Raw genomic sequence first — 22,212 nt, 5'->3', positions numbered from 1 at the left:
GGTAGCCCGACGTCCTACCCGTCGGATCCCGGCGACCGGGGTCGCCAGCCGCGCAGTGTCCGGTCCACCTGCACGGTGACCTGGTAGGCCACCTCCGGCAGGTCGGCCAGTTCGATCCGTTCGGCGCGCAGCGCCAGTTGGGCGTGCAGTTCCCGGGCGACGGCGTCGCGCACCTCGACCAGCAGGGGCGACAACCCGTCCGGGTCGCCGACGACGTAGGCATCCGACATGCCTTCCAGGCTGCGCGCCGGCGGGCGAGGCACGCCAGTGCCGGTGAGATTTGTCCGGCGGCTTGACCCACTCCAGGTCGGCGATGTCGCGCTGTTTCGCGCCGCCAACACCGCCATGTCGGCAACATGGTGTCGATCAACCCTGGTGCGGTCAGCCGCCGAACCACCCTGGCACGTCGAGCCGGAACCAGTTGGCGGCGGCCATTGTCCGCAGGTCGTCCTCCAGGGCGTCGACCCGCTCCGGGCCGAGGGTGTCGGCCCACCGCTCGCGCAACCGGTCGAAGATCTCCGCCGAGCGGCGCAACCCGTCGACACCGCGCGGGGTCATCATGACCAGCCGGCGGCGGGCGTCCTGGGGGTCGTCGACCCGGGCGAGGTAGCCGACGGCGACCAGCCGGTCGACCGTCTTGCCGGCTGCCTGCTTGGAGATGCCCAACCGCTGGCCCAGCTCGGTGGCGGTGGTGCCGTCCGCCCCGACCGCCTGGAGCACGAAGCCGTGCAGCGGTCGCAGCTCCGGATGGCCCTGCCGGGCCAGCTCGGCGTGCAGGTCGTCGATCAGCGTCCGGAAACCGGCCAGGAGCAGCAGCGGCAGCTGGAAGCCGGGCCGGGCGGGTTCAGCGGTTGCCATGTTCGACAACCACGTTTACTATTTCGTCAACCACGTTGACTATCCTACGGGGCTCCGGGCGACGTGGCACTCCCGACTCCGCTGCCGAAAGCAGGTAACCGTGTCCGTCTTCACCTCGCACACCGCCGAGACCGCCCCCGTCGCCGCCCGTCCGACCGTCGAGGCGGTAAGCCGCCGGTTCGGCTGGTTGCCCGCCCCGGTGGCGCTGATGGCCGACTCGCCGCAGCTGCTCGCCGGCTTCCTCACCGCCAACGCGGGCTTCGAACAGACCGCCCTCGAACCGCTGGAACGGGAGGTGGTCGTCCTCGCCGTCGCCACCACGAACGAGTGCCACGTCTGCGTCGCCCTGCACACCGGCACGCTCACCCGGCTCGGCGCGACCACCGAACTGATCACCGCGCTGCGGGCCGGCACGGCGCTGCCGGAGCCACGGCTGGAGGCGCTGCGCCAGTTCACCCTGGCCGTGCTCGACCATCGAGGTGCGGTGCCCGACGACGTGCTGGACGACTTCCTGACCGCCGGCTATCAGCCCCGGCACGCGCTGGACGTGGTGCTCGGCGTTGGCACGTACACCATCTCCACCTTCGCCAACCGGCTCACCCGCGCGCCGCTCGACCCGCCGCTGGCCGCCCACGCCTGGGAGCCGGCCGCCTGACGGCCGCCGCCGGTGGTCGGCCGGCGGCGGAGCCGGTCAACCATCGGCCGCCACCCGGTCAAGCCACTCGCCCAGCAGCGCGTCGAACAGCCCGGGCTGCTCGATCTGGAGGTTGTGGCCGGCGACGTCGAGCACCGCGAACGTCGCCCGCGGGTAGTGCGGCAGCAGCACGAACTGGTCGAGGTAGCCGGTGACGTGGTCCTGGCGCCCGGTGAGGATCAGGGTCGGCCGGGTGAACGGCGCGCCGTCCTCGGGATCCTCGCTGAGGGTCCACCGCTGCCGGATGCGCGCCATCGCCGTGGTGTCCGCGACGTCGAGGCCGGTCAGGATCTCCTCGCGGAACCGGCGCAGCGTCTCCGGGGTCTGCACGACAGAGATGTCCGTGAACTCGGCGGCGGTCCGGGCGTCGGTCGAGGCGAGCAGCTCCGGGTCGGGGCGCAGCACCTGCCGCTGCGGCACGGTGCGATCCGCGTTCTCCACCGCAGTGCCGGTAGGGCAGACCAGCGCCAGGCCGCGCACCTGGTCGGGGCGGGACCGGGCGATGGCGCGGGCGAGATAGCCGCCGTACGACTCGCCGACGAGCAGGAACGGTGCGTCGCCGAGGACGTCGTCCACGAAGTCCTGCACGGCGGCGAGCACATCGTCCGAGCTGGCGATCTCGGGCGGGCACGGCGACTCGCCCATGCCGGGCAGGTCCGGGTAGAGCCGTCGGTAGCCGGTCCGCCCGGCGAAGACCGGCTCGAGGCAACCGAGCATCAGCCGGTGGTCAGGTGTCCAACCGTGCAGGGCCAGCACCGGGGTCCCCGTACCGTGCTCGACGAAGTTCAACGTCACCGGCGTGCGGTGCGGCATGGTGTCCCCCTGGTCTGTTGCGACGGCCCACGCATGGTGCCGGTCGGCGCCGACAGATCCGGCCCGGACCGGCGGTTGCTGTGGCGAACCCCACGGGGCCGTCGGCACACAACGGGCGATCCGCCACCGGCGGGCGGTCAGGATGCCTCCGGATTAGTGACGCCCGCCATCCCCGGACCCGGCCGGGAAGGTTGGGGCGCCGGTGGGGGAGACTGGCGGGTATGGCGCGTGGCTTCCCGTACACCGATCTCAAGGACTTCCTCGCGGCGCTGGAGCGCGCGGGGGAGCTGCGACGTGTCGACGTCCCGGTCGACCCCACGCTGGAGATCAGCGAGGTGGTCACCCGGACGGTCCGCGCCGGCGGCCCGGCGCTGCTCTTCGAGCGGCCCACCCGGGGCGAGATGCCGGTCGCCGTCAACCTGTTCGGCACCGAGAAGCGGATGGCGATGGCGCTCGGGGTGGAGAACCTCGACGAGATCGGCGCGCGGATCGGCGAGCTGCTCAAGCCGGAGCTGCCGCAGGGCTTCTCGGGCATGATGGGCGGGCTCGGCAAGGTCATGCAGCTCAAGTCGATGCCGCCGAAGAAGGTCAAGACGGCCCCCTGCCAGCAGGTGGTCTACCGCGGCGACGACGTCGACCTCAACCGGTTGCCGGGGCTGCAGGTCTGGCCGGGTGACGGCGGGATCTTCCACAACTTCGGGCTGACCCACACCAAGCACCCGGAGACCGGCAAGCGCAACCTCGGGCTCTACCGGCTCCAGCAGCACTCGCGCAACACGATCGGCATGCATTGGCAGATCCACAAGAACTCCACGGCGCACCACGCGGTCGCTGAGCGGCTCGGGCAGCGGCTGCCGGTGGCGATCGCCATCGGTGCCGACCCTGCGGTCGCCTACTCGGCCAGCGCGCCACTGCCGGCCGACATCGACGAATACCTCTTCGCTGGTTTCCTGAGCGGCGAGCGGGTCGAGATGGTCGACTGCCTGACCGTGACGCTGCAGGTGCCGGCGCACGCGCAGATCGTCCTCGAGGGCTACATCGAGCCGGGCGAGCGGCTGCCGGAGGGCCCGTTCGGCGACCACACCGGCTTCTACACGCCGGTGGAGCCGTTCCCGGTAATGCACATCGAGGCGATGACCATGCAGCGCGACCCGGTCTACCACTCGATCGTCACGTCCCAGCCGCCCCAGGAGGACCACGGTCTCGGCAAGGCCACCGAGCGGATCTTCGCGCCGCTGCTGCGCTTCCTGATTCCGGACATCGTCGACTACGACCTGCCGGCCGCCGGGGTCTTCCACAACTGCGCGATCGTGTCGATCCGCAAGCGGTACCCGAAGCACGCCCAGAAGGTGATGAACGCGATCTGGGGCGCGCACATGATGTCGCTGACCAAGCTGATCGTGATCGTCGACGAGGACTGCGACGTGCACGACTACAACGAGGTGGCCTTCCGCGCCTTCGGCAACGTCGACTACGCGCGCGACCTGCTGCTCACCGAGGGTCCGGTGGATCACCTCGACCACGCGTCGTACCAGCAGTTCTGGGGCGGCAAGGCGGGCGTCGACGCGACCCGCAAGCTGCCCACCGAGGGATACACCCGCGGCTGGCCGGAGGAGATGCGCATGTCGCCGGAGGTCACCTCCCTGGTCGACAAGCGCTGGAAGGAGTACGGCATCTGATGGCGGTCCTCGACGCGCCGGCCGAACGTCCGGGCCGGATCAAGTCCTTCCTCAAGCTCGTCGCGATCGAGCACTCGGTCTTCGCGCTGCCGTTCGCGTACCTGTCGGCACTGACCGCGATGCAGGTCAACGGCGGCCGGGTGCGCTGGATGGACCTGCTGCTGATCACCGTGGCGATGGTCGGGGCGCGGACGTTCGCGATGGCCGCCAACCGGATCCTCGACCGGCGGATCGACGCGCGGAACCCGCGTACCGCCGGCCGTGAGCTGGTCACCGGTGCGGTGAGCGTGCGGACGGCCTGGACCGGCGCGGCCGTCGCACTGGTGGTCTTCCTCGCCGCCGCCGCCCTGCTCAACCCGCTCTGCCTGGTGCTGGCGCCGCTCGCCGTGGTGCCGCTGGTGGTCTACCCGTACGGCAAGCGGTTCACCAACTGGCCGCACGCCATCCTCGCGGTGGCCCAGGCGGTCGGCCCGGTCGGCGCCTGGCTGGCGGTCACCGGCACCCTGGACGGCTCCTGGCCGGCCTGGCTGCTGGGCGCGGCGGTCGGGCTGTGGATCGGCGGCTTCGACCTGATCTACGCCTGCCAGGACACCGAGGTGGACCGGGAGATCGGTGTGCACAGCGTGCCCGCCCGGTACGGGCGACGCTTCGCGCTGCACGCCTCCACCGTGGCGCACGTGGTGACCTTCGGGCTCTTCGTCTGGTTCGGCGCGCTGATCGGGTTCGGCTGGCTCTGGTGGGTCGGCCTGGCGCTGACCGCGGTCGCCTTCGGCTACCAGCACGTCGTGGTCACCCCGACCGACCTGAGCAAGGTCAACCGGGCGTTCTTCACCGCCAACGGCTTCGTCGGCATCGCGCTGTTCGTCTTCGCCCTGCTCGACCTGGTGATCCGGCTCGACCTGCGGCCCTGATCGGTCCGCATCGCCCAACCTCCGCGCCGACCCGCTGCGGCGCGGCCCGAGCCGGCGCGGTCAGGGCTGAGACGTGCCGGCGGGCTCGGCATGCTCGGTGGGGTAGCGCCCGCTCTCCAGCGTCCACTCGATGGTGCCGCGCACCGCGTCGGCCACCCCGTCGAGGTGGTCGGTGACCGCCTCGTCCAGCGCCGGGCCGAACGACGGCACTGCGGCCCGCAGCGCCACGAAGTGCCGCATCGACTCCCGCCAGCGCTCCGCCACCCGGTCGACCGCCGTCGCGGGCGACAGGCCCCACTCGTCCTGCATGGCCAGCACCAGGTTGTGCCCGCCCGCGGTGGCCCGGTCCCGGTCCAGCGAGGCCAGGTCGTTGTACCAGGAGAGCAGGTCGTTGCCGGTGTGGGCGAGCTGGCGCAGCAGCGGGTGGTGGTAGACCGGGTCGGGCAGCGGTCGGCCGCTGACGAACTCCACCAGCGGGTAGGACACGTCCGCCGCCGAGGTGGCCCGACGCAACTCGACGTACTCGGTGACGCCGGGCCGGTGGCCGGCCTCCTTGTTGACCGCCTCCCGCCAGGTGCCGTCGAGATGCCGGGCCACCGCGTCGGCGAAGCGCAGTCGCCACCGGGCCGGCATCCGGCGGCGCGGCTCCCGCCAGGCCAGCACCAGCAGCCGTCGCAGCGGACCGGTCAGCCCGGCGTGCCGTGGCCGGGGGCCGTCGTGCAGCAACGCCAGCGTGCCGTTGCGCAGCGCCCGGATCTGGCCCGGGTCGAGCCGGCCCGGCCCGTCGCAGGCGTCGTCGACCAGGAAGAACCAGGTGAACAGGGCGGTCAGCACACGCAGGTCGGCCTCGCTCGCGTCCGGGTAGAGCCGGCCGGCGTACCGGGCGAAGGCACCCCGGGTCAGCCGGTGCAGCGCGGCGTCGTCCAGCGGCAGGCCCAGCTCGGGCAGCAGGCCGAGCAGCCACTCCTGCACCCGGTCGGCGTGCGGCGAGAGCCGGGCCGGGATCGGGCACTCGGCGCGTAGCGTCCAGAGGACCTTGCCGGTCGTCACCGATGCCTCCTGTGCGATCTGCTGCCGGTGCGAATCGCCACCGGCAGCATCTCAGGTCGACGGGATGCACACGTACCCCCCGGACAACTCGGGCGACCAGCGATCGCGGGGGTGCCCGCCGACGCACGAGCCCGACCAGGCAGGCTGGAAGGCATGCGGGAACCATGGGTGGTCGGAGTCTCCGGGGCCTCCGGCACGCCGTACGCGGCGGCCGTCATCGGCGGGCTGCTCGACGCGGGCGAGCCGGTGGACCTGATCGTGTCCCGGGCGGCGCGGCTGACCCTGCTCGACGAGACCGGGCGGCCGTTCCGCGACGCGCACTGGGCCGAGGACCTCGCCGCCTGGCTCGGCCGGGACCTGACCGGCGCGGACCTGCGGCACTGGCCGGCGGGCGACCTGGCCGCCGGGCCGAGCAGCGGCTCCTACCGGGTACGCGGAATGGCCGTGGTGCCCGCCAGTACGGCTGCCTGCGCCGGCATCGCGATCGGGCTCTCCAAGGACCTGTTGCAGCGTGCTGCCGAGGTCAACCTCAAGGAACGCCGGCCGGTGGTGGTGGTCCCCCGGGAGACGCCGGTGACCCGTAGCCACCTGGAGCACCTGATCGCGCTGCACGACGCCGGCGCGGTTGTGCTGCCGGCCAGCCCGGGCTTCTACGGCGCGGGCGCGTCGGCCAGCGCCCAGCAGTTGGTCGACTTCGTGGCCGGCAAGGTGCTGGACGCGCTCGCCGTCCCGCACACTCTGTTCCGACGGTGGTCCGGCCAGCTCGGCGCGGCCCGGAGCTGAGCCGTCCGCTCAGCCCGACCGGTCCTGCGGCCGGAGGACTGGTCGTAGTGGGACGCGGACCGGACTGATGCCCGGTCCGCGTGGCGTTGTCCGCACCAGTTCAGTACATGCCGGCGTTGGCCGGACCCGGCCCGGTGGAGGCGGCCGGTCCCACATTGCGTGACTTTCCGACCTCGTCCACCTCGTCCAGCATGCCCTCCCCCTCAAGCAGGGCTCGCACCTCGGATTCCCGAAACCGGCGATGCCCGCCTGGAGTCCGGATGCTTCCTATCCGGCCGGCCGCCGCCCATCTCGTCACAGTCTTCGGGTCCACCCGAAACAGCGCGGCGACCTCACCCGGTGTCAGCAGGCGATCTCCAGTGTCCACAGCCCCCTCCTCGCGTCGACGAAGCCCCTGGCTGAACACACTGCCCCCGGCTGGTGCGAGCCCAGAGCCGTCATGAGGGACGTATGGCAATTACAGCACCAGGGACCTGGCCTGTCCGCCAAACGCGAAAAACGCACTGAGTGGGAAGTTAGTAAATGGTACTGGCGTAACCCCTACCTTCACTGTCTGTTTGTGAACAGTTACTCACTGCTGTGTGCAACGGATGCCGAAGGCGTCGCGTTACGCCCAACCGGTTAAGGTCACTCTCCGTGGACGCCATCGACCTGAGCCTCGTCGACCTGCTGCGCGGCAACGCCCGCCTCTCGTACGCCGAGTTGGCCCGGCAGGTGGGCCTCTCCGCCCCGGCCGTGCACGAACGGGTCGGCAAGCTGGAGAGCAGCGGCGTGATCCGGGGCTACCGCGCGGACGTGGCGCCGGAGGCGATCGGGCTGGGTGTCACCGCGCTCATCGGCATCGTCGAGGACTCGGGCGCGGACAGCGACGACATGCTCGAGTCGCTCCGGGTGCTGCCCGAGATCGAGTCCTGCTACTTCATGGCGGGTGTGGAGTCGTTCCTGCTCAAGGCGCGGGTCGGCACCATCGCCGAGTTGGAGCAGCTGATCGTGCGGCTGAACCGGACGCCCGGGGTCGCCTCCACCCGGACCGCCATCGCGCTCTCCACGAAGTGGGAGAACCGCCCCCAGCCCGTCGGCTCGCCGCCGGCCTGACCCCCGCGTACCGCCCACCCGGCCGTCGGCGTACCCCCGGATCCGGCATCGGTGGTCCGGCAGCGTGGCCGGTCGGCCCTGGTGCCGCCTGCCCGGCCGGCGGTAGCGTGCGCCGATGACCTTGCCGGGACGTGGAGCGGCCGTTGTGACCGGGGCTGCCGGCGGCCTGGGTCGCGCCGTCGCCGCCGCGCTGCACGCCGACGGCTGGTCGGTGCTGCTCACCGACCTCGACCCGGACGCCGTGGCGGCCGCCGCCGCGCCGCTCGGCGGTTGGTCCGCCGCGCTGGACGTCCGGGACGAGGACGCCTGCGCCGAGATCGCGGCGACCGCGGCGAGCCGTGGCGGCCTCGGCCTCTGGGTCAACAACGCCGGCATCCTGGTCACCGGCCCCGCCTGGGAGCACGACGGCCCGACCCGCCGCCGGGTGCTCGACGTGAACGCGCTCGGCGCCATGAACGGCACCCTCGCGGCGCTCGCGGTGATGCGCGGGCAGGGGCACGGCCACGTGCTGAACGTCGTCTCGCTGGCCGGGCTGGTCGCCGCGCCCGGCGAGACGGTGTACGCGGCCAGCAAACACGCGCTGTTGGCGTTCAGCCTCGGCATCCTGTCCGACCTGCGGATGGCCGGTTACCGGCGGGTGCACGTCTCCTGCCTCTGCCCGGACGGCATCTGGACCCCGATGCTGCACGACCGGCTGGACGACCCCGGGGCGCTGGCGTCGTTCACCGGGTCGCTGCTGACCCCGGAGCGGGTGGCCGCCCGGGCGGTCCGACTGGCCCGGCGACCACGCCCGGTGGTCAGCCTGCCGCGCTGGCGGGGAGCGCAGGTCCGGCTGCTGGACACCCTGCCCCGGCTGGCCGTGGCGCTGACCCCACTCGTCCAGGCCGTCGGTCGGGCCGGACAGCGCCGCCAGTCGCGCCGGGCCACCCCGCCGGACCGGAGCTGACCAGCTGACGGCTGCTTGCTAGGTTTCCGGCGTGACTCATCTCGACCGGTGCGACGAGGCCAGCCGGACCTGGGTGACCGAAGCGATCGCCGCCGTCGAGGCGGACGCGAACCGCTCGGCCGACACCCACCTGCTGCCGTTCCCGCTGCCTCGGGCATGGGGGATCGACCTCTACCTCAAGGACGAGTCGGTGCACCCGACCGGCTCGCTGAAGCACCGGCTGGCCCGGTCGCTGTTCCTGTACGGGCTCTGCAACGGCTGGATCGGGCCGCGTACCACGATCGTCGAGGCGTCCTCCGGCTCCACGGCGGTCTCCGAGGCGTACTTCGCCCGGATGCTCGGGCTGCCGTTCATCGCGGTGATGCCCGCCTCCACCTCACCGGAGAAGATCGCGCAGATCGAGTTCCAGGGCGGCCGGTGCCACCTGGTGGACGACCCCGCGACCGTGGTGGTCGAGGCCCGCTGGCTGGCCGAGGACTCCGGCGGCCACTTCATGGACCAGTTCACCTACGCCGAGCGGGCCACCGACTGGCGGGGCAACAACAACATCGCCGAGTCGATCTACGCGCAGTTGGAGCTGGAACGGCATCCGATCCCCACCTGGGTCGTGGTGGGCGCCGGCACCGGGGGCACCAGCGCCACCATCGGCCGGTACGCCCGCTATCGCCGGCTGGCCACCAAACTCTGCGTCGTGGACCCGGAGAACTCCGCGTTCTACCCGGCCTGGCTGGCTGCCGACTGGTCGGTGCGCACCGGGAAGGGATCCCGGATCGAGGGGATCGGCCGTCCCACCGTGGAGGCGTCCTTCCTGCCGTCGGTGGTGGACCGGATGGTCCAGGTGCAGGATGCCGCGTCGCTGGCCGCCATGCGGGCCGGCTCGGCGGTGCTCGGCCGCCGGGTGGGTGGCTCCACCGGCACCAACCTGTGGGGCGCGTTCGGCCTGATCGCCGGGATGCTCGCCGAGGGCCGGGCCGGCTCGGTCGTCACCTTGATCTGCGACGCTGGCGATCGGTACGCCGACACGTACTACGACGACGACTGGGTGAGCGCTCAGGGCCTCGACCTCGCGCCGCACCTGGCCATCGTCGAACGGTTCCTGACCAGCGGCGCCTGGCCCGCCTGAGCCGTGCCGACGGGGTTCGCCGGTCGCGGGCGCCCCTCGCGGGTTGGGTCGCCCGTTCAGCGCGGGTCGATCCGTTCGGCCAGCCCGGGGTAGCGCACCACGTAGCCGTCGGCATCCAGGTCGATGTCGGCGGTGAAGGTGCCGCTGGCGAACCGCACCCGGCCTGGCCCGAGCCCGGTGTAGATCTGCTCGGCCGGCACCACCTCCAGGCCAGGCAGCAGAACCCACGCCACGGTGATCCGGTGTGGCCGGTCGGCCGGCCCGGCGGCCAGCCCGAGCCGGTGGACCGGGAGGGCGTTGAACAGCGGTGACCCGCTCAGGTCCACGTCGAGCGCGTCGGCCAGCCGGTCCGGGTCGTCGGTGCCCGGCAGGCCCGTCCGGGGGTGACCGGCCGCGGTCAGCGCCGCGTCCAGGTCGCCCTGCTCGGCGGTGGTCACCCGCCACCGGTCCACGGCCCGCTCCAGCGTCACTCTGCGCAGCCAGCCCAGCCCTTCGACCTCGACCTCCACCCGGGTGGTGGTCCAGTCCGGCGTGGTGGTCAGCTGGTAGCGGGCGGTCCAGGGGATCGGGTCCACGGCGAGCAGGGTGCCCCGGGCCGCCAACCCGTGGCCGTCGTCGAGCAGGGCCTGCTCGCTGCCGGCGGTGTCCGTCCGGGACCAGAAGATCGACTTCGGCATGGTCGCCATGAGCCGGACGTTACGCGACCGGGCCGTCATCGGCAGGGCATGCGCGAACGCCGCCGCGGAGCGTGGGCTCCGCGACGGCGTCCGGTCGATCAGTGCGTCAGATCATCAGTGGGTACGGGCCGGCGGTCGCCCACCGAAGCCGCGCCGGTCGTCACGCGGCCGGTCATCGCGCGGCCGGTCGTCCCGACCACGGCCCTCGGAGCGGAAGCCGCCCCGGGAGTCCCGGTCCGCGAAGCGCCGCTCCCCGGCGGGCCGGTCGCCCTGCTGCCGGTCGCCCTGCGGACGGTCGCCGTAGCGCCGCTCGCCGGTCGGGCGGTCGCCCCTGCCGTCCCGGTCGCCGAACTGCGGTCGGTCCCCGAACCGGCGCTCGCCCTGCGGCCGATCGCCGTAACCCCGGGTGTCCCGATCGGCGTAACGACGCTCACCGGTCGGACGGTCCCCGTAGCCCCGGTCGCCGGTCGGGCGGTCGCCCTGCGGCCGGTCGCCGTAGCGGCGCTCGCCGGTCGGGCGGTCGCCGTACTGTCGGTCGCCCTGCGGTCGGTCGCCGAAGCGGCGCTCACCCTGCGGTCGGTCGCCGTAACCCCGGTCGCCCTGCGGGCGGTCGCTGTAGCGGCGCTCGCCGGTCGGACGGTCGCCGTACTGTCGGTCGCCCTGCGGTCGGTCGCCGAAGCGCCGCTCGCCCTGCGGACGGTCGCCGAAGCGCCGCTCGCCGGTCGGTCGGTCGCCGTAGCGCCGCTCACCCTGCGGACGGTCGCCGAACCGGCGGTCACCACTCGGGCGGTCGCCGAAGCGGCGCGGGCCCCCGGACCGGTCGTCGAAGCGGCGCGAGCCGCCGGGGCGGTCGCCGAAGCCACGGGGCTCCGCCTCCACGCGAACCGGGACGCCGCTCGGCGCACGGGCGCCGATCAGCTCGGCCAGCACCGGGTCGCCGGCCTTGACCCGGGTCTCGGCCGGCGCGACGCCGGCCTTCTCCAGCATGGCCAGGGTGGTGCGGCGCTGCTTGGGCAGCACCAGCGTGGCGACCGCGCCCGACTCGCCGGCCCGGGCGGTACGCCCGGCGCGGTGCAGGTAGTCCTTGGGGTCCTTCGGCGGGTCCACGTGCAGCACCAGGGTGACCCCGTCCACGTGGATGCCACGGGCCGCCACGTCGGTGGCGACCAGGACGTTCATCCGGCCCTCACGGAACTCGGCCAGGGTCTTGGTGCGCATCCGCTGGGTCTTGCCGCCGTGCAGCCCACCGGCCCGTACGCCGACCGCGGCGAGCTGCTCGACCAGCCGGTCCACGCCCAGCTGGGTGCGGGCGAAGACCATGGTGCGGCCATCCCGGGCGGCGATCGAGGCAGCCACCGGGAACTTGTCGTGCGGCGGGATCAACAGCATGTGGTGGTCCATGGTGGACACCGAGGCGGTGGACGGCGCCGTGGAGTGGGTCACCGGGTCGGTCATGAACCGCCTGACCAACGCGTCGACGTCACCGTCCAGGGTGGCCGAGAAGAGCAGCCGCTGACCGTTCGCGGGCGTCTTCGCCAGCAGGTCGGTCACCTCGGGCAGGAAGCCCATGTCGGCCATCTGGTCGGCCTCGTCCAGCACCGTGACCTCGACGTCGTCGAGCTGGCAGATGCCCCGCTCGATCAGGTCGCCGAGCCGGCCCGGGGTCGCCACGATGATCTCCACGCCGCGCCGCAGCGCGTCGATCTGGCGGTCGTACGGAACCCCACCGACGGCGGTCTTCAGGAACACGTTGAGTGCCTTGCCCAGCGGCAGCAGGGCGTCGTTGACCTGCATGGCCAACTCCCGGGTCGGGACCAGGACCAGGGCGCGCGGCCGAAGCGGCCGGGCCGGCTTGGCGGCGGCGACCCGGGCCAGCAGCGGCAGGCCGAAGGCGAGCGTCTTGCCCGAACCGGTCTGCCCGCGGCCCAGCACGTCCCGGCCGGCGAGCGCGTCCGGAACGGTGGCCCGCTGGATCTCGAACGGGGTGGTGATGCCCTGGCGCGCCAGCGCGCGGACCAGGGGCTCGGGCAGGCCGAGCGCAGCGAAGTCGATCTGCTCGGCGGCGGTCGTCGCCGGCGCGGTGCCGGCCTCCGTCGAGGTGGCGTCGGTCGTCTCCGGGGAGGCGTCGGCCGTCACCGGGGCGGGGTTGAAAACGGACGGAACGATGCTGGGGTCAGCAGAGGTGGTCAACAAATGCCTTTCGAGCGGGGCGCATCTTCGCGATGGCCCGCCGCGGCTGTACCGCCGGATCGCCCGCAAGATCGCCCATGGGCGCGCATCACGCGCGCCGGGTCAGTGATCTCGCCCAGTGTACGGCGGTCTGGCGGAGTCGCCAGCCGGTTGACCGACGGTAGTGGGCGGACTCACCATCGCTTCCGGTCGCCGGCTCAGCCGCTGAGCACGCTGCCCATCAGACCGTCCAGGGCGTTGTTGGCGAGCAGGACGATCAGCACGCTGATCGCCACCAGCAGCCCCAGCGCGGCGGCCAGGACGATCACCACGCGGGTGGTCCTGGAGCGCTCAGCCGGCGTGTCCGCCCAGCCCTGGGCCAGGATGTGCCCGGTCAGCGAGCCGGAGTTCTCCACCGCGTTGGCCGGCAGCGCGATCGTGGCGAAGCCCGGCCCGTCCCCGCCGGCGTAGACGGTGCCAGCCAGGTCCGGGCCGCCGTCGTACCGTCCGCCGGGCGCGCCCTGCCCCGCCGGCCGCCCGGCCATCGGGTGGGCCGGCGAAACGGTCGGCCGGGACACGCCGACGCCGCTTGCGTACGACTGGGGAGCACCGGTGGTGGATGGCGGCCAGCTGGGCAGCGCGGGCGCGGGCACCACCGGTGGTGCGGAGACGGGTGCCTTGGCCCTGCCGCCGGCCGAGGTCGGCTGCGCCGCGACGGCCGCGGACGGCCAACCGGCCGGTGGTGCGGAGACCGACGCGGTGGCCCGGACGCCCGGCAGAGTGCCGGGCATCGCCGGTGGCGGCGGGAACGGCGGTGCCGGCATCGGCCCGGGCGGCGGTGGTGGCGCGGGCACCGGCGGGCCGGGCGGCGGCACCGGCGGACCGGGCACTGGCGGAGCCGGCGGGCCCGGGATGGGCGGCAACGGCGAGGGCGGCGGTGTGGGCGGGCCCGGGACGGGCGGCACCGGGCCGGGCGGTGGCGTGGGCCGAGGCCCTGGCGTCGGCGCCGGGCCGGGCGGGTACGGCCCCGGGGTCGGCGCAGGCCCCGGTTCGGGCCGCGACGGCGGGGTCGGCCCGGGCTCCGGCTCGGGCCGCGACGGCGGGGTCGGCCCTGGCCCGGGTGGCGCGGGGATCGGCTCCGGCTCCGGGGTCGGCGGCGTGGGCGGCTGGGCGGGCTCCGGCGGCTGCACCGGCTCCGGCGGCTCCGGGTTCACCGGACCGGACCGGTAGACGGCGGGCGCGCTCGCCCGAGGGTCCGGGGTGCCCGCCGTTCCGGCCGTGACTCGACTGCTGCCGGGCACCGTGGCGCTGGCCCGGGCCGGGGCCGTCGAACCATCCCGCTGCCCGGGCAGCGCACCGGCCGGCGTGGCGGAACCGGTCGCCCGGTAGGTGGTCGCGCTGGCCGGAGCGCTGGCCGGAAGGTCACCGGTCAGCGCGGCGGCGGTCGCGACACTCGCCCGGGCTCGTACCGGGACGGCAGCCGGGTCAGGGCGAGCGTCCTCGGATGCCGGCTGCCCGGCGTCCGAGTCCGGAGCGTCCCCGGCGGCGCCGGTGTTGTCGGTGGTGGCGGAAACGGCACGGACGTCAGCAGCGTCGGCGGAGGCCTCGCTGGCGGCCGACTCGGCGTCGCTGGTGGGTGCCGGGTCTGCGGGCTCCGGTGGATCGGCCCGGTCGATGGCGACAGGGTCGACAGTCTCCGCCGGATCACTCTGCTCGGCCATCTCCGCCCTCCGTGCCGCACCCGCACCCGCACCCGTGACGTCGGGCCGGGTGTGCATGGATGTCACGGTGCCACAGATCGCCCCGAGCGGACAGCCGGAGCCAAACGTGGCGGGTCAGCTTTCGGTGCTCGGGCTGCCCTCCGTGCTCGCGGCCGGACTGTCGCTGGCCGCCCCGCTCTCGCTGGCCGACGGCTCGCTGGCCGGGGATGAGCTGGCCGGGGACGAGGTGGCCGGTGCGCTGGTCGGCGGCGGCGGGGTCGTCGGCGGCGGGGTCGTCGGGGTCTGGGTCGGGCTGGGCGACGGGCTCGGCGAGGTGCTGCCGGTCGGCGTCGGCGTCGGCGTCGCGCTGCCCGTGGGCCTCGGGGTGGCCGAGCCGGTCGGCGTCGGCGTCGGCTTCGGGGTCGTGCTGGGCGGCGGGGTCGGCACGATCGGGGCCGGCACCGCGCCGATCACCCGGGTGGCGGCGTACAGCCGGGACCAGGAGACGACCGAGATCTTGACGACGTCGCCGGTGGTGGGCGCCTGCACCATCTTGCCGTTGCCGATGTACATGCCGACGTGGTGGATCGTGGTGTAGCTGCTGCCCGAGGCGAAGAAGAGCAGGTCGCCGGGGAGCAGCGCGGCCTGCGGCACGGTCCGCGACCGGGTGGCCGCGTACTGGTCCCGGGAGACGCGGGGCAGGTCGAAGTAGTCGGCGCCCGGGGACCGGTACGCCGCCCACATGAGACCGGAGCAGTCGAACCGGTCCGGCCCCTCCTCCGACCACTTGTACGGGTCGCCGAGCTGCGCCAGGGCGTACGCGACCGCAGCCAGCGCCCGCGGGTGCGCGGCCATCCCACTGACGCTCTGACCCGCCACGTAGCCGGCACCGAGCTGCTGCTCGACGGCCTCCTGCTGGCGCTCGATCTGGATCAGCTGCGCGGCGTTGTCCCGGCGCAGTTTGAGCAGGCTGGCCTCGGCCGTGCGCAGTGCCTGATCGCCAGCGGTGAACTCCGCCTCGGCGGCGTCGACCCGTGCCTTGGCCGCGGTGTGCGCCTGGTAGGCGAGCTGCTCGCCGTTGCGGGCCCGGGACAGCTCCCCGGCCACCCCGGTGGTGCCGCCCGCGACCTTCTCGCCGCGGGTGATCTGCTGGAGCCGGCTCAGCCCCTGGATGTCGTCGGCGAGGTCGCCGGGCGGCAGCGCGGCGGCGGCCTTGATCGCGTCCGAGGCGGCCACGTCGGCGGCCTGCTGAGCCCGGAGCAGGGTGTCCTGCGCGGTCTCCAACATCTTGCCGGCCGCTTGGAGCTGCGCCTGCGCGTCGGTGCGTTTCTGCCGGCTCAGCAGCAGCGCCTCGCCGAGCGTGCCGACCTGGATTTCACCGGCGGAGATCTGGGCGGCCAGCGGGCCCGTGCCGACGTTGACGACCGGCGGGACCGGGATGCCGGCGACGGGCGCGCCGCCGGGCAGTTGGAGCGCGCCGGCCACCGCCGGGCGCGCGCCGGTGTCGGGCACTGTGGTCGGCAGCCCGGGTTCGGCGTACGCGGGGGTGGCCAGCACCGCGGCCGCGATCGCCCCGAGCAGGGCGGCCCAGAGCCTCGGGCGCAGCACCGGCGAGATCACCGGGCTCCGTCGTCGCTGCCGTCGCCCGCGCTCGCTGTCGACCATTCCGCTCCCCGTCCCGCAGCCCGTCGCCGCGCCCCAAGGGCGCAGCCGTCGGGACGGTACCAGTGTGTTCCGCCCCACCCTGTCTTACCGCAACGGGGCAGTGATGTCGATGCATCGCCGGGTTACGGGAGGCTGAGAGTCTGGTGAAGTGGGTCGCTGCAGGCGACCGTGCCGCCGGGGCTGTCGGCGTCCCGACGTACGCTCGACCGGGACCGCAGGTGGAAGGGACGTGCCATGGACGCCGGACTCAAGCGTGAGCTCGAAGCGAAGGTGTACGCCGGTGAGCGGCTGACCCGTGAGGACGGGGTCGCCCTATACGACAGCGATGACCTGACCTGGCTGGGGCGGCTGGCTCATCACAAGCGCACCGAGCTCAACGGCGACCGGGTGATGTTCAACGTCAACCGGCATCTCAACCTGACCAACGTCTGCTCGGCGTCCTGTGCGTACTGCTCGTTCCAGCGCAAGCCGGGCGAGAAGGACGCGTACACGATGCGCATCGACGAGGCCGTCCGCAAGGCCAAGGAGATGGAGGATGAGCAGCTCACCGAGCTGCACATCGTCAACGGCCTGCACCCGACGCTGCCCTGGCGTTACTACCCCAAGGTGCTGCGCGAGCTGAAGGCGGCGCTGCCGAACGTCAAGCTCAAGTGCTTCACCGCGACCGAGGTGCAGTGGTTCGAGAAGATCAGCGGCCTGAGTGCCGACGAGATCCTCGACGAGCTGATGGACGCCGGTCTGGAGTCGCTGACCGGCGGCGGCGCGGAGATCTTCGACTGGGAGGTCCGGCAGCACATCGTCGACCACGCCTGCCACTGGGAGGACTGGTCGCGGATCCACGCCCTGGCGCACAGCAAGGGCATGAAGACCCCGGCGACGATGCTGTACGGCCACATCGAGGAGCCCCGGCACCGGGTCGACCACGTGCTGCGGCTGCGCGAGCTGCAGGATGAGACCGGCGGCTTCGCGGTCTTCATCCCGCTGCGCTACCAGCACGACTTCGTGGACTCGGCGGACGGCAAGATCCGTAACAAGATCCAGGCGCGCACCACGATGGCCTCGCCGGCCGAGTCGCTGAAGACGTTCGCCGTCTCCCGGCTGCTCTTCGACAACGTGCCGCACGTGAAGAACTTCTGGGTGATGCACGGGCTCTCGGTGGCCCAGCTCTCGCTGAACTTCGGCGTGGACGACCTGGACGGCTCGGTTGTCGAATACAAGATCACCCACGACGCCGACTCGTACGGCACCCCGAACACCATGCACCGCGATGACCTGCTGCACCTGATCTGGGACGCCGGATTCCAGCCGGTCGAGCGGGACACCCGCTACAACGTGGTCCGGGAGTACGACAAGGCGCCGTCGCTGGCCGAGCGCCGTGCCGAGCCGCAGCAGGTCTGGGCCTGAGTCACCACGTACCCTCGCAGTCGATGACCGAGCAGCGTAAGTCCGAGCAGCAGGGCGGCTTCCCCCGCCGGGACGCCGAGGGGCGCGTCCGTACCCTGGGCGATCTGCTCGGGGTGTGTCTGGCCGGCCTGGTCATCGGCGCGCTGGCGCTCGTGCTGTTCGACTGGGCGTTCGCCTCGATGGGCGCCGGCGACTTCGGGCACACCAACGGCTGGTTGGCGGTGATCCTGCCGGCCTGGCTGTTCTGGGACGACTTCCGGGCCTGGGAGTTCGGCGCGGCCCGGGTGGTGGCGGCGTTGGTCGCCGCCGCAGTCGGGGTGTTCGCCGGGTTGCTGATCGCCGGTCTGGGCGCCGGGTTGCCGCCGCTGCTCTCCGGAGCGTTGGCGGCGGCGGCGTTCACCGTGGCGTACGCGGCGGTCTGGTTCCCGGGCGTCCGCTGGCTGGCCCGCCGGACCGGCTGATCCCGACCGCCCGCCGGGCGGGTCGATTCTTCCGCCGGCACCGGCGGGTGACGGAGAACGGAGTGGTGCAGGTGAGCGCGGCGGTCAAGTACACGCTGGGCCGGATCGGGCTGTTCGTCGCCGTGCTGGCGGGCCTCTGGCTGATCGACATGAACGTGTTCCTGAAGCTGATGCTGGCGCTCGCCTTCTCCGCCGCGCTCTCCTTCTTCCTGCTGCGTGGCTGGCGGGACGAGATGGGCGAGGAGATGGCCGACGCGGCGGAGCGCCGCCGCAGCGAGAAGGAGCGTCTCCGCTCCGCCCTGGCCGGCGATGACCAGCCCTCCACCGACCCCGAGCCTCCCACCGACCGACCCTCGCGTTGATCAAGAGGTTTGCGTCACCAGGACGGCTCCCGGTGACGCAAACCTCTTGATCAGACGCGCTCGGCCGGGTGGGTCACCAGTTGGTGGAGCCGGGGACCTTCGGCCAGGCCTTCCAGGTGGGCTTGATCAGGTACGCGACGCCGCCCGAGCCGCCGGAGACGCCGCCGCTGGCGTTGGTCCGCTTGGTACGCAGCCAGATCTGCTCGAACTGGGCACGCTTGTAGACGTTGCGCACCACGTCGTTGCTGGACGATGCGGGATCGTTGACGATCACGTCGCCGTCAGCGGTGAAGCCGACCACCACGAACAGGTGCCCGGAGGTGCCGTAGTTCGCCCCGTCCAGCTCGCTGGCGAGGAAGGACTGGCTGGTCACCACCGGGATGCCGGCGGCGATGAAGCGTTCCAGTTCGTCCAGCGAGTGCATCCGGGTCACCCGACCCTCCAGGCCGGGGAAGCTGGCCGCGTACGCGGTGTTGAAGGGCCAGTTGCCGGCACCGTCGTACGCGTAGTCGTAGGTCATCCGCGCAGCGTGGTTGACGGTCGGGTCGGGGTAGGTCGGGTCCACCCAGGAGGTGTCGGCCGCCGACGGCCGCCGACCCCAGTACTCGACCACCATCTCCGTGGAGGTCGGGGAGCACCAAGCCTCGCCACCGCCGTCGTACTCGGGGTAGTGCCCGGAGTGCACGTTCTGCGAGTAGCGCGGCACCGGCAGCTCGACGCCCCAGGCGATGTGTCCGGCGCTCGGCGTGACGGTGAACCGGTCCGGCACGGTCGAGCTCATCGCGCCGAGCATCCGGACCACCGGCGCGGCGGCCTGACCGGGCGCGCGGTAGAGGGTCAGCCGCAACTGGTACGACCGCAGCAGCACCCCGGCGGTGGCGTCGTCGATGCTGAAGGTGTCGGTCCAGATCGTCGACCAGGGGTCGCCCTGCCGGTTGACGGTGGTCCGCTTGATGTCGTTGTCGCCGGACGCCCAGCGGCCCATGACGTACCACGGGGTCTGGTCACCGCTGGTGTAGCTGCCCTGCATCTCCACCTGGATCCAGGTGCCGGCCGGGGTCTCCGCGTTCCAGGAGGCGATCAGCTCGGTGGCGTCGAACCCGATCCGGGTCACCGGCGAGGTCCAGGTGCCGTACTCCCAGCTACGGGTGGTGCCGCTGTGCGGGTCGGCGTACTCGGTGGTGCCGGCAGGGCGAGCCAGGGTGAGGCCCGATCGGGCGCCGGGCACCACGCGGGTGCCGGCCCGGTCGCCCCGGTGCCAGTCCGCCGGCCCGGACCAGTCCTGGAACGTGATCTGCTCGTCGTGGGTGATGGGGTGCGGACGGCCGCCGGTGAGCGGTTGGGCCGCCACCGCGGGTGCGGCGGTGGCGAGCAGGGTGAGCGCGGTGACGCCGGCGAGGGCGGCCGTGCGCAGGCGGGATCTGGCCATGGGTGCTCCGCGGTGTCGAGAGGGACATCGTCGCTGGTCAGTGTTCCGCTTGGAGGGAAGTTTCGCCAGATGTTCGATGGTGGAAAATCATTGCCGCCGCGATGATCCGCCTGGGATGCATTAGGCAGCGATCAATATTGATATGACCATGTGACTGATGGTGAAGTGTCCTCCACCGAGCGGGATCTCCCGCCCTTCGAGGAGGTAGTCCATGGCCCTCCGCACGCCCACCCCTCTCCGCCGCGTCCTGGTGCTCGCCGTCGTCACCGGGCTGGCAATCGCCACCGTCGGCGCCGCCCCGGTCGCCGCCCGACCGGCACCGGACCGGACCGCCGAACAGGCCGCCACCGGCTACCGGGTGCTCGGCCCTCGGACCGTCGCCGATCGCACCGCGGTGGCCCGCACCGGGGCCGCCATCGACTACTCCGAACACGGCGTACTGCACATCTCGGCCACCGCCACCGAGGCCGCCGCGATCAGCCGTCTCGGCTTCCGGCTGGAACCGCTCGCCCCACCGCCGAACGTCGAGCGCGGCGCAGGCGAGGTGGGCACGTTGGCGTTCCCGCCCGCCGACTCCAACTTCCACGACTACGCGGAACTGACCGCCGTGGTGAACCAGGCCGTCGCCGACCACCCGACCATCGCCCGCAAGATCAGCATTGGTACGTCGTACGAGGGCCGCGACCTGATGGCGGTGAAGATCTCCGACAACGTCGGCACCGACGAGGGTGAGCCGGAGATCCTGTTCAACGCCCAGCAGCACGCCCGCGAGCACCTGACCGTCGAGATGGCGATCTACCTGCTCAACCTCTTCACCGACAGCTACGGCTCCGACTCCCGGATCACGAACATCGTCAACAGCCGGGAGATCTGGATCGTGCCGACGGTCAACCCGGACGGCAGCGAGTACGACATCGCCACCGGGTCGTACCGGTCGTGGCGCAAGAACCGGCAGCCGAACAGCGGCTCGTCCGCGGTCGGCACCGACCTGAACCGCAACTGGTCCCACCAGTGGGGCTGCTGCGGCGGCTCGTCCGGCAGCACCTCGTCGGAGACCTACCGCGGCCCGTCGGCGTTCTCCGCCCCGGAGACGCAGGCGCTGCGCAACTTCGTCAACAGCCGGGTTGTCGGCGGCGTCCAGCAGATCAAGGCGAACATCGACTTCCACACCTACTCGCAGCTGGTGCTCTGGCCCTTCGGCTACACGACCGCCAACAATCCGGCGGGGATGAGCGCGGACCAGTACAACACCTTCGCCACCATCGGCCAGCAGATGGCGGCCACCAACAGCTACACCCCGGAGCAGTCCAGCGACCTCTACATCGCCGACGGCACCAGCATCGACTGGATGTGGGCCACTCACAACATCTGGGCGTACACCTTTGAGATGTACCCGGGCTCGGCGAGTGGCGGCGGGTTCTACCCGCCGGACGAGGTGATCCCCGCGCAGACCACCCGCAACCGGGAGGCCGTGCTGATGCTCAGCGAGTACGCCGACTGCCCGTACCGGGCCATCGGCAAGCAGGCGCGGTACTGCGGCAGCGGTGGCGGCACCACCGTCTGGTCGGACACCTTCGAGACGGCCACCGGCTGGACGATCAACCCGGCCGGCACCGACACCGCCACGGCCGGGGTGTTCGAGCGGGGCGCCGCCCAGGCGACCACCTCCAGCGGGGCAAAGCAGCTCACCCCGTACGCCGGCGCCAACGACCTGGTCACCGGCCGGCTCGCGGGATCGGCCGCCGGTGACCAGGACGTCGACGGCGGCGTGACCAGCGCCCGGTCCCCGGCGGTGACCCTGCCGTCGTCCGGCACGCTGACCCTGTCGTTGGCCTGGTACCTGGCACACGGCTCGAACGCCTCCTCGGCGGACTACCTGCGGGTGAGCGTGGTGCACAACGGCGGCACCACGGCGCTGCTCACCCAGGCCGGCGCGGCAGCCAACCGCAACGGGAGCTGGGCGGTGGCCAACCTCAACCTCAGCCCGTACGCGGGCCAGTCGGTGCGCATCCTCGTCGAGGCGGCGGACGCCTCCGGCGCCAGCCTGGTGGAGGCGGCTGTGGACAACGTCACCATCACCGCCTCCTGATCGGGTGGGGCCCCGTCCCGCCCCCGGCGGGGCCCCACCACCCGCTCCGACCCCGCGGATCCGGGACATATCCCCGCCGGTCGACCACCCCACCCCGTCATCGGGCGGCCCAGGTGATCGACCGGCGGTGATCGGTCCTTGATCGATCCGGCACGTCCTGGCGGTGCGCTACCGTCTTACCGACCAGTCCGCAGCGAAGCCGGTGTGAGTCCGGCGCTGTCCCGCAACTGTGATGCCCCGTCCTGACGGCGGGGACGAGCCAGGTCGCCTGCGGATCGGTCGCGACACGCGCTCTCGAGGAAGG

At 72.6% G+C, this 22,212-nt stretch carries 21 protein-coding genes and 1 riboswitch; of the genes, 11 read left to right on the top strand and 10 right to left on the bottom strand.

Features of this window, described 5'->3' with window-relative positions; all coding sequences use genetic code 11:
- Positions 1 to 14 precede the first annotated feature (14 nt).
- Positions 15 to 230 (bottom strand): hypothetical protein, encoded by a 216-nt coding sequence (locus ACFY29_RS13590; protein WP_386985788.1) that lies wholly within the window; start codon positions 228 to 230, stop codon positions 15 to 17.
- A 151-nt stretch (positions 231 to 381) separates the two neighbouring features.
- Entirely contained in the window at positions 382 to 858 is a 477-nt protein-coding gene (locus tag ACFY29_RS13585; RefSeq protein ID WP_386985786.1) for a MarR family winged helix-turn-helix transcriptional regulator, read from the bottom strand.
- Between the two features lie 100 nt (positions 859 to 958).
- On the opposite strand from ACFY29_RS13585, the gene ACFY29_RS13580 reads away from it, so the two are divergent.
- Positions 959 to 1,513, top strand: coding sequence for a carboxymuconolactone decarboxylase family protein (locus ACFY29_RS13580; RefSeq protein WP_386985784.1), 555 nt, complete (start codon positions 959 to 961; stop codon positions 1,511 to 1,513).
- A 36-nt stretch (positions 1,514 to 1,549) separates the two neighbouring features.
- On the opposite strand, the gene ACFY29_RS13575 is transcribed toward ACFY29_RS13580, so the two are convergent.
- A complete protein-coding gene (locus ACFY29_RS13575) occupies positions 1,550 to 2,365 on the bottom strand; it encodes an alpha/beta fold hydrolase (protein WP_386985782.1) in 816 nt (271 codons plus the stop codon).
- A gap of 221 nt (positions 2,366 to 2,586) precedes the next feature.
- Between ACFY29_RS13575 and ACFY29_RS13570 the strand changes: the two genes are divergently transcribed.
- Positions 2,587 to 4,044, top strand: a complete 1,458-nt coding sequence (locus tag ACFY29_RS13570) for a menaquinone biosynthesis decarboxylase (protein ID WP_386985780.1) — start codon at positions 2,587 to 2,589, stop codon at positions 4,042 to 4,044.
- Positions 4,044 to 4,955, top strand: a complete 912-nt coding sequence (gene mqnP, locus ACFY29_RS13565) for a menaquinone biosynthesis prenyltransferase MqnP (protein WP_328422541.1) — start codon at positions 4,044 to 4,046, stop codon at positions 4,953 to 4,955. The genes ACFY29_RS13570 and mqnP overlap by 1 nt, the downstream gene beginning before the upstream one ends.
- 60 nt (positions 4,956 to 5,015) lie before the next feature.
- On the opposite strand, the gene ACFY29_RS13560 is transcribed toward mqnP, so the two are convergent.
- Positions 5,016 to 6,005, bottom strand: coding sequence for a terpene synthase family protein (locus ACFY29_RS13560; protein WP_386985777.1), 990 nt, complete (start codon positions 6,003 to 6,005; stop codon positions 5,016 to 5,018).
- A 153-nt stretch (positions 6,006 to 6,158) separates the two neighbouring features.
- Here ACFY29_RS13560 and ACFY29_RS13555 point away from each other — a divergent pair, with 153 nt between their 5' ends.
- On the top strand, positions 6,159 to 6,788 hold the full coding sequence (locus ACFY29_RS13555) for a UbiX family flavin prenyltransferase (protein WP_386985775.1): 630 nt from the start codon (positions 6,159 to 6,161) through the stop codon (positions 6,786 to 6,788).
- Positions 6,789 to 6,888: 100 nt separating this feature from the next.
- Here the strand turns inward: ACFY29_RS13555 and ACFY29_RS13550 are convergent, their stop codons facing one another.
- Positions 6,889 to 7,155: a BldC family transcriptional regulator gene (locus ACFY29_RS13550; protein WP_328422546.1), complete on the bottom strand. Its 267-nt coding sequence runs from the start codon at positions 7,153 to 7,155 to the stop codon at positions 6,889 to 6,891.
- 269 nt (positions 7,156 to 7,424) lie between these two features.
- On the opposite strand from ACFY29_RS13550, the gene ACFY29_RS13545 reads away from it, so the two are divergent.
- The 3 genes from ACFY29_RS13545 (at position 7,425) to ACFY29_RS13535 (ending at position 9,952) form a co-directional block, all read left to right on the top strand.
- A complete protein-coding gene (locus ACFY29_RS13545) occupies positions 7,425 to 7,883 on the top strand; it encodes an Lrp/AsnC family transcriptional regulator (RefSeq protein WP_328422547.1) in 459 nt (152 codons plus the stop codon).
- A 115-nt stretch (positions 7,884 to 7,998) separates the two neighbouring features.
- Complete coding sequence (locus tag ACFY29_RS13540; protein ID WP_386985773.1) at positions 7,999 to 8,829, top strand: SDR family NAD(P)-dependent oxidoreductase; 831 nt, start codon at positions 7,999 to 8,001, stop codon at positions 8,827 to 8,829.
- A gap of 31 nt (positions 8,830 to 8,860) precedes the next feature.
- A complete protein-coding gene (locus ACFY29_RS13535) occupies positions 8,861 to 9,952 on the top strand; it encodes a PLP-dependent cysteine synthase family protein (protein WP_328422549.1) in 1,092 nt (363 codons plus the stop codon).
- 56 nt (positions 9,953 to 10,008) lie between these two features.
- On the opposite strand, the gene ACFY29_RS13530 is transcribed toward ACFY29_RS13535, so the two are convergent.
- The 4 genes from ACFY29_RS13530 to ACFY29_RS13515 all read right to left on the bottom strand — a co-directional run bounded on the left by ACFY29_RS13530 (position 10,009) and on the right by ACFY29_RS13515 (position 16,163).
- Positions 10,009 to 10,629, bottom strand: coding sequence for a putative glycolipid-binding domain-containing protein (locus tag ACFY29_RS13530; RefSeq protein WP_355601324.1), 621 nt, complete (start codon positions 10,627 to 10,629; stop codon positions 10,009 to 10,011).
- Positions 10,630 to 10,743: 114 nt separating this feature from the next.
- On the bottom strand, positions 10,744 to 12,765 hold the full coding sequence (locus ACFY29_RS13525; protein WP_386985771.1) for a DEAD/DEAH box helicase: 2,022 nt from the start codon (positions 12,763 to 12,765) through the stop codon (positions 10,744 to 10,746).
- A gap of 251 nt (positions 12,766 to 13,016) precedes the next feature.
- Positions 13,017 to 14,519, bottom strand: coding sequence for a hypothetical protein (locus ACFY29_RS13520; RefSeq protein WP_386985769.1), 1,503 nt, complete (start codon positions 14,517 to 14,519; stop codon positions 13,017 to 13,019).
- 114 nt (positions 14,520 to 14,633) lie between these two features.
- Positions 14,634 to 16,163 (bottom strand): NlpC/P60 family protein, encoded by a 1,530-nt coding sequence (locus tag ACFY29_RS13515; protein WP_386985767.1) that lies wholly within the window; start codon positions 16,161 to 16,163, stop codon positions 14,634 to 14,636.
- Positions 16,164 to 16,397: 234 nt separating this feature from the next.
- Here ACFY29_RS13515 and mqnE point away from each other — a divergent pair, with 234 nt between their 5' ends.
- From mqnE to ACFY29_RS13500, 3 genes are all read left to right on the top strand, one after another.
- Entirely contained in the window at positions 16,398 to 17,567 is a 1,170-nt protein-coding gene (mqnE, locus tag ACFY29_RS13510) for an aminofutalosine synthase MqnE (RefSeq protein WP_328422557.1), read from the top strand.
- 23 nt (positions 17,568 to 17,590) lie between these two features.
- Positions 17,591 to 18,028: a hypothetical protein gene (locus tag ACFY29_RS13505; protein ID WP_355600700.1), complete on the top strand. Its 438-nt coding sequence runs from the start codon at positions 17,591 to 17,593 to the stop codon at positions 18,026 to 18,028.
- Positions 18,029 to 18,099: 71 nt separating this feature from the next.
- Positions 18,100 to 18,390 carry a DUF4229 domain-containing protein gene (locus ACFY29_RS13500; RefSeq protein ID WP_328426232.1) on the top strand — a complete coding sequence of 97 codons (291 nt, stop codon included), beginning with the start codon at positions 18,100 to 18,102 and terminating at the stop codon, positions 18,388 to 18,390.
- 73 nt (positions 18,391 to 18,463) lie between these two features.
- On the opposite strand, the gene ACFY29_RS13495 is transcribed toward ACFY29_RS13500, so the two are convergent.
- Positions 18,464 to 19,819, bottom strand: a complete 1,356-nt coding sequence (locus ACFY29_RS13495) for a C39 family peptidase (protein ID WP_386985765.1) — start codon at positions 19,817 to 19,819, stop codon at positions 18,464 to 18,466.
- A 211-nt stretch (positions 19,820 to 20,030) separates the two neighbouring features.
- On the opposite strand from ACFY29_RS13495, the gene ACFY29_RS13490 reads away from it, so the two are divergent.
- Positions 20,031 to 21,908 carry a M14 family zinc carboxypeptidase gene (locus ACFY29_RS13490; RefSeq protein ID WP_386985763.1) on the top strand — a complete coding sequence of 626 codons (1,878 nt, stop codon included), beginning with the start codon at positions 20,031 to 20,033 and terminating at the stop codon, positions 21,906 to 21,908.
- Between the two features lie 198 nt (positions 21,909 to 22,106).
- Positions 22,107 to 22,172: riboswitch (cobalamin riboswitch) on the top strand.
- Positions 22,173 to 22,212 lie beyond the last annotated feature (40 nt).

Origin of the sequence: Micromonospora sp. NPDC000668 (genome assembly GCF_042897975.1) — a bacterium.
Lineage (GTDB): Bacteria > Actinomycetota > Actinomycetes > Mycobacteriales > Micromonosporaceae > Micromonospora.
Note: the sequence above shows the minus strand (reverse complement) of the source record. Positions and strands in the feature narration are given on the sequence as shown.

Excerpts from the sequence above, each read along its gene's own strand:
- ACFY29_RS13590 (WP_386985788.1), bottom strand. The coding sequence starts at position 230 with ATGTCGGATGCCTACGTCGTCGGCGACCCGGACGGGTTGTCGCCCCTG.
- ACFY29_RS13585 (WP_386985786.1), bottom strand. The coding sequence starts at position 858 with ATGGCAACCGCTGAACCCGCCCGGCCCGGCTTCCAGCTGCCGCTGCTG.
- ACFY29_RS13575 (WP_386985782.1), bottom strand. The coding sequence starts at position 2,365 with ATGCCGCACCGCACGCCGGTGACGTTGAACTTCGTCGAGCACGGTACG.
- ACFY29_RS13570 (WP_386985780.1), top strand. The coding sequence starts at position 2,587 with ATGGCGCGTGGCTTCCCGTACACCGATCTCAAGGACTTCCTCGCGGCG.
- mqnP (WP_328422541.1), top strand. The coding sequence starts at position 4,044 with ATGGCGGTCCTCGACGCGCCGGCCGAACGTCCGGGCCGGATCAAGTCC.
- ACFY29_RS13555 (WP_386985775.1), top strand. The coding sequence starts at position 6,159 with ATGCGGGAACCATGGGTGGTCGGAGTCTCCGGGGCCTCCGGCACGCCG.
- ACFY29_RS13540 (WP_386985773.1), top strand. The coding sequence starts at position 7,999 with ATGACCTTGCCGGGACGTGGAGCGGCCGTTGTGACCGGGGCTGCCGGC.
- ACFY29_RS13530 (WP_355601324.1), bottom strand. The coding sequence starts at position 10,629 with ATGCCGAAGTCGATCTTCTGGTCCCGGACGGACACCGCCGGCAGCGAG.
- ACFY29_RS13520 (WP_386985769.1), bottom strand. The coding sequence starts at position 14,519 with ATGGCCGAGCAGAGTGATCCGGCGGAGACTGTCGACCCTGTCGCCATC.
- ACFY29_RS13515 (WP_386985767.1), bottom strand. The coding sequence starts at position 16,163 with ATGGTCGACAGCGAGCGCGGGCGACGGCAGCGACGACGGAGCCCGGTG.
- mqnE (WP_328422557.1), top strand. The coding sequence starts at position 16,398 with ATGGACGCCGGACTCAAGCGTGAGCTCGAAGCGAAGGTGTACGCCGGT.
- ACFY29_RS13505 (WP_355600700.1), top strand. The coding sequence starts at position 17,591 with ATGACCGAGCAGCGTAAGTCCGAGCAGCAGGGCGGCTTCCCCCGCCGG.
- ACFY29_RS13495 (WP_386985765.1), bottom strand. The coding sequence starts at position 19,819 with ATGGCCAGATCCCGCCTGCGCACGGCCGCCCTCGCCGGCGTCACCGCG.
- ACFY29_RS13490 (WP_386985763.1), top strand. The coding sequence starts at position 20,031 with ATGGCCCTCCGCACGCCCACCCCTCTCCGCCGCGTCCTGGTGCTCGCC.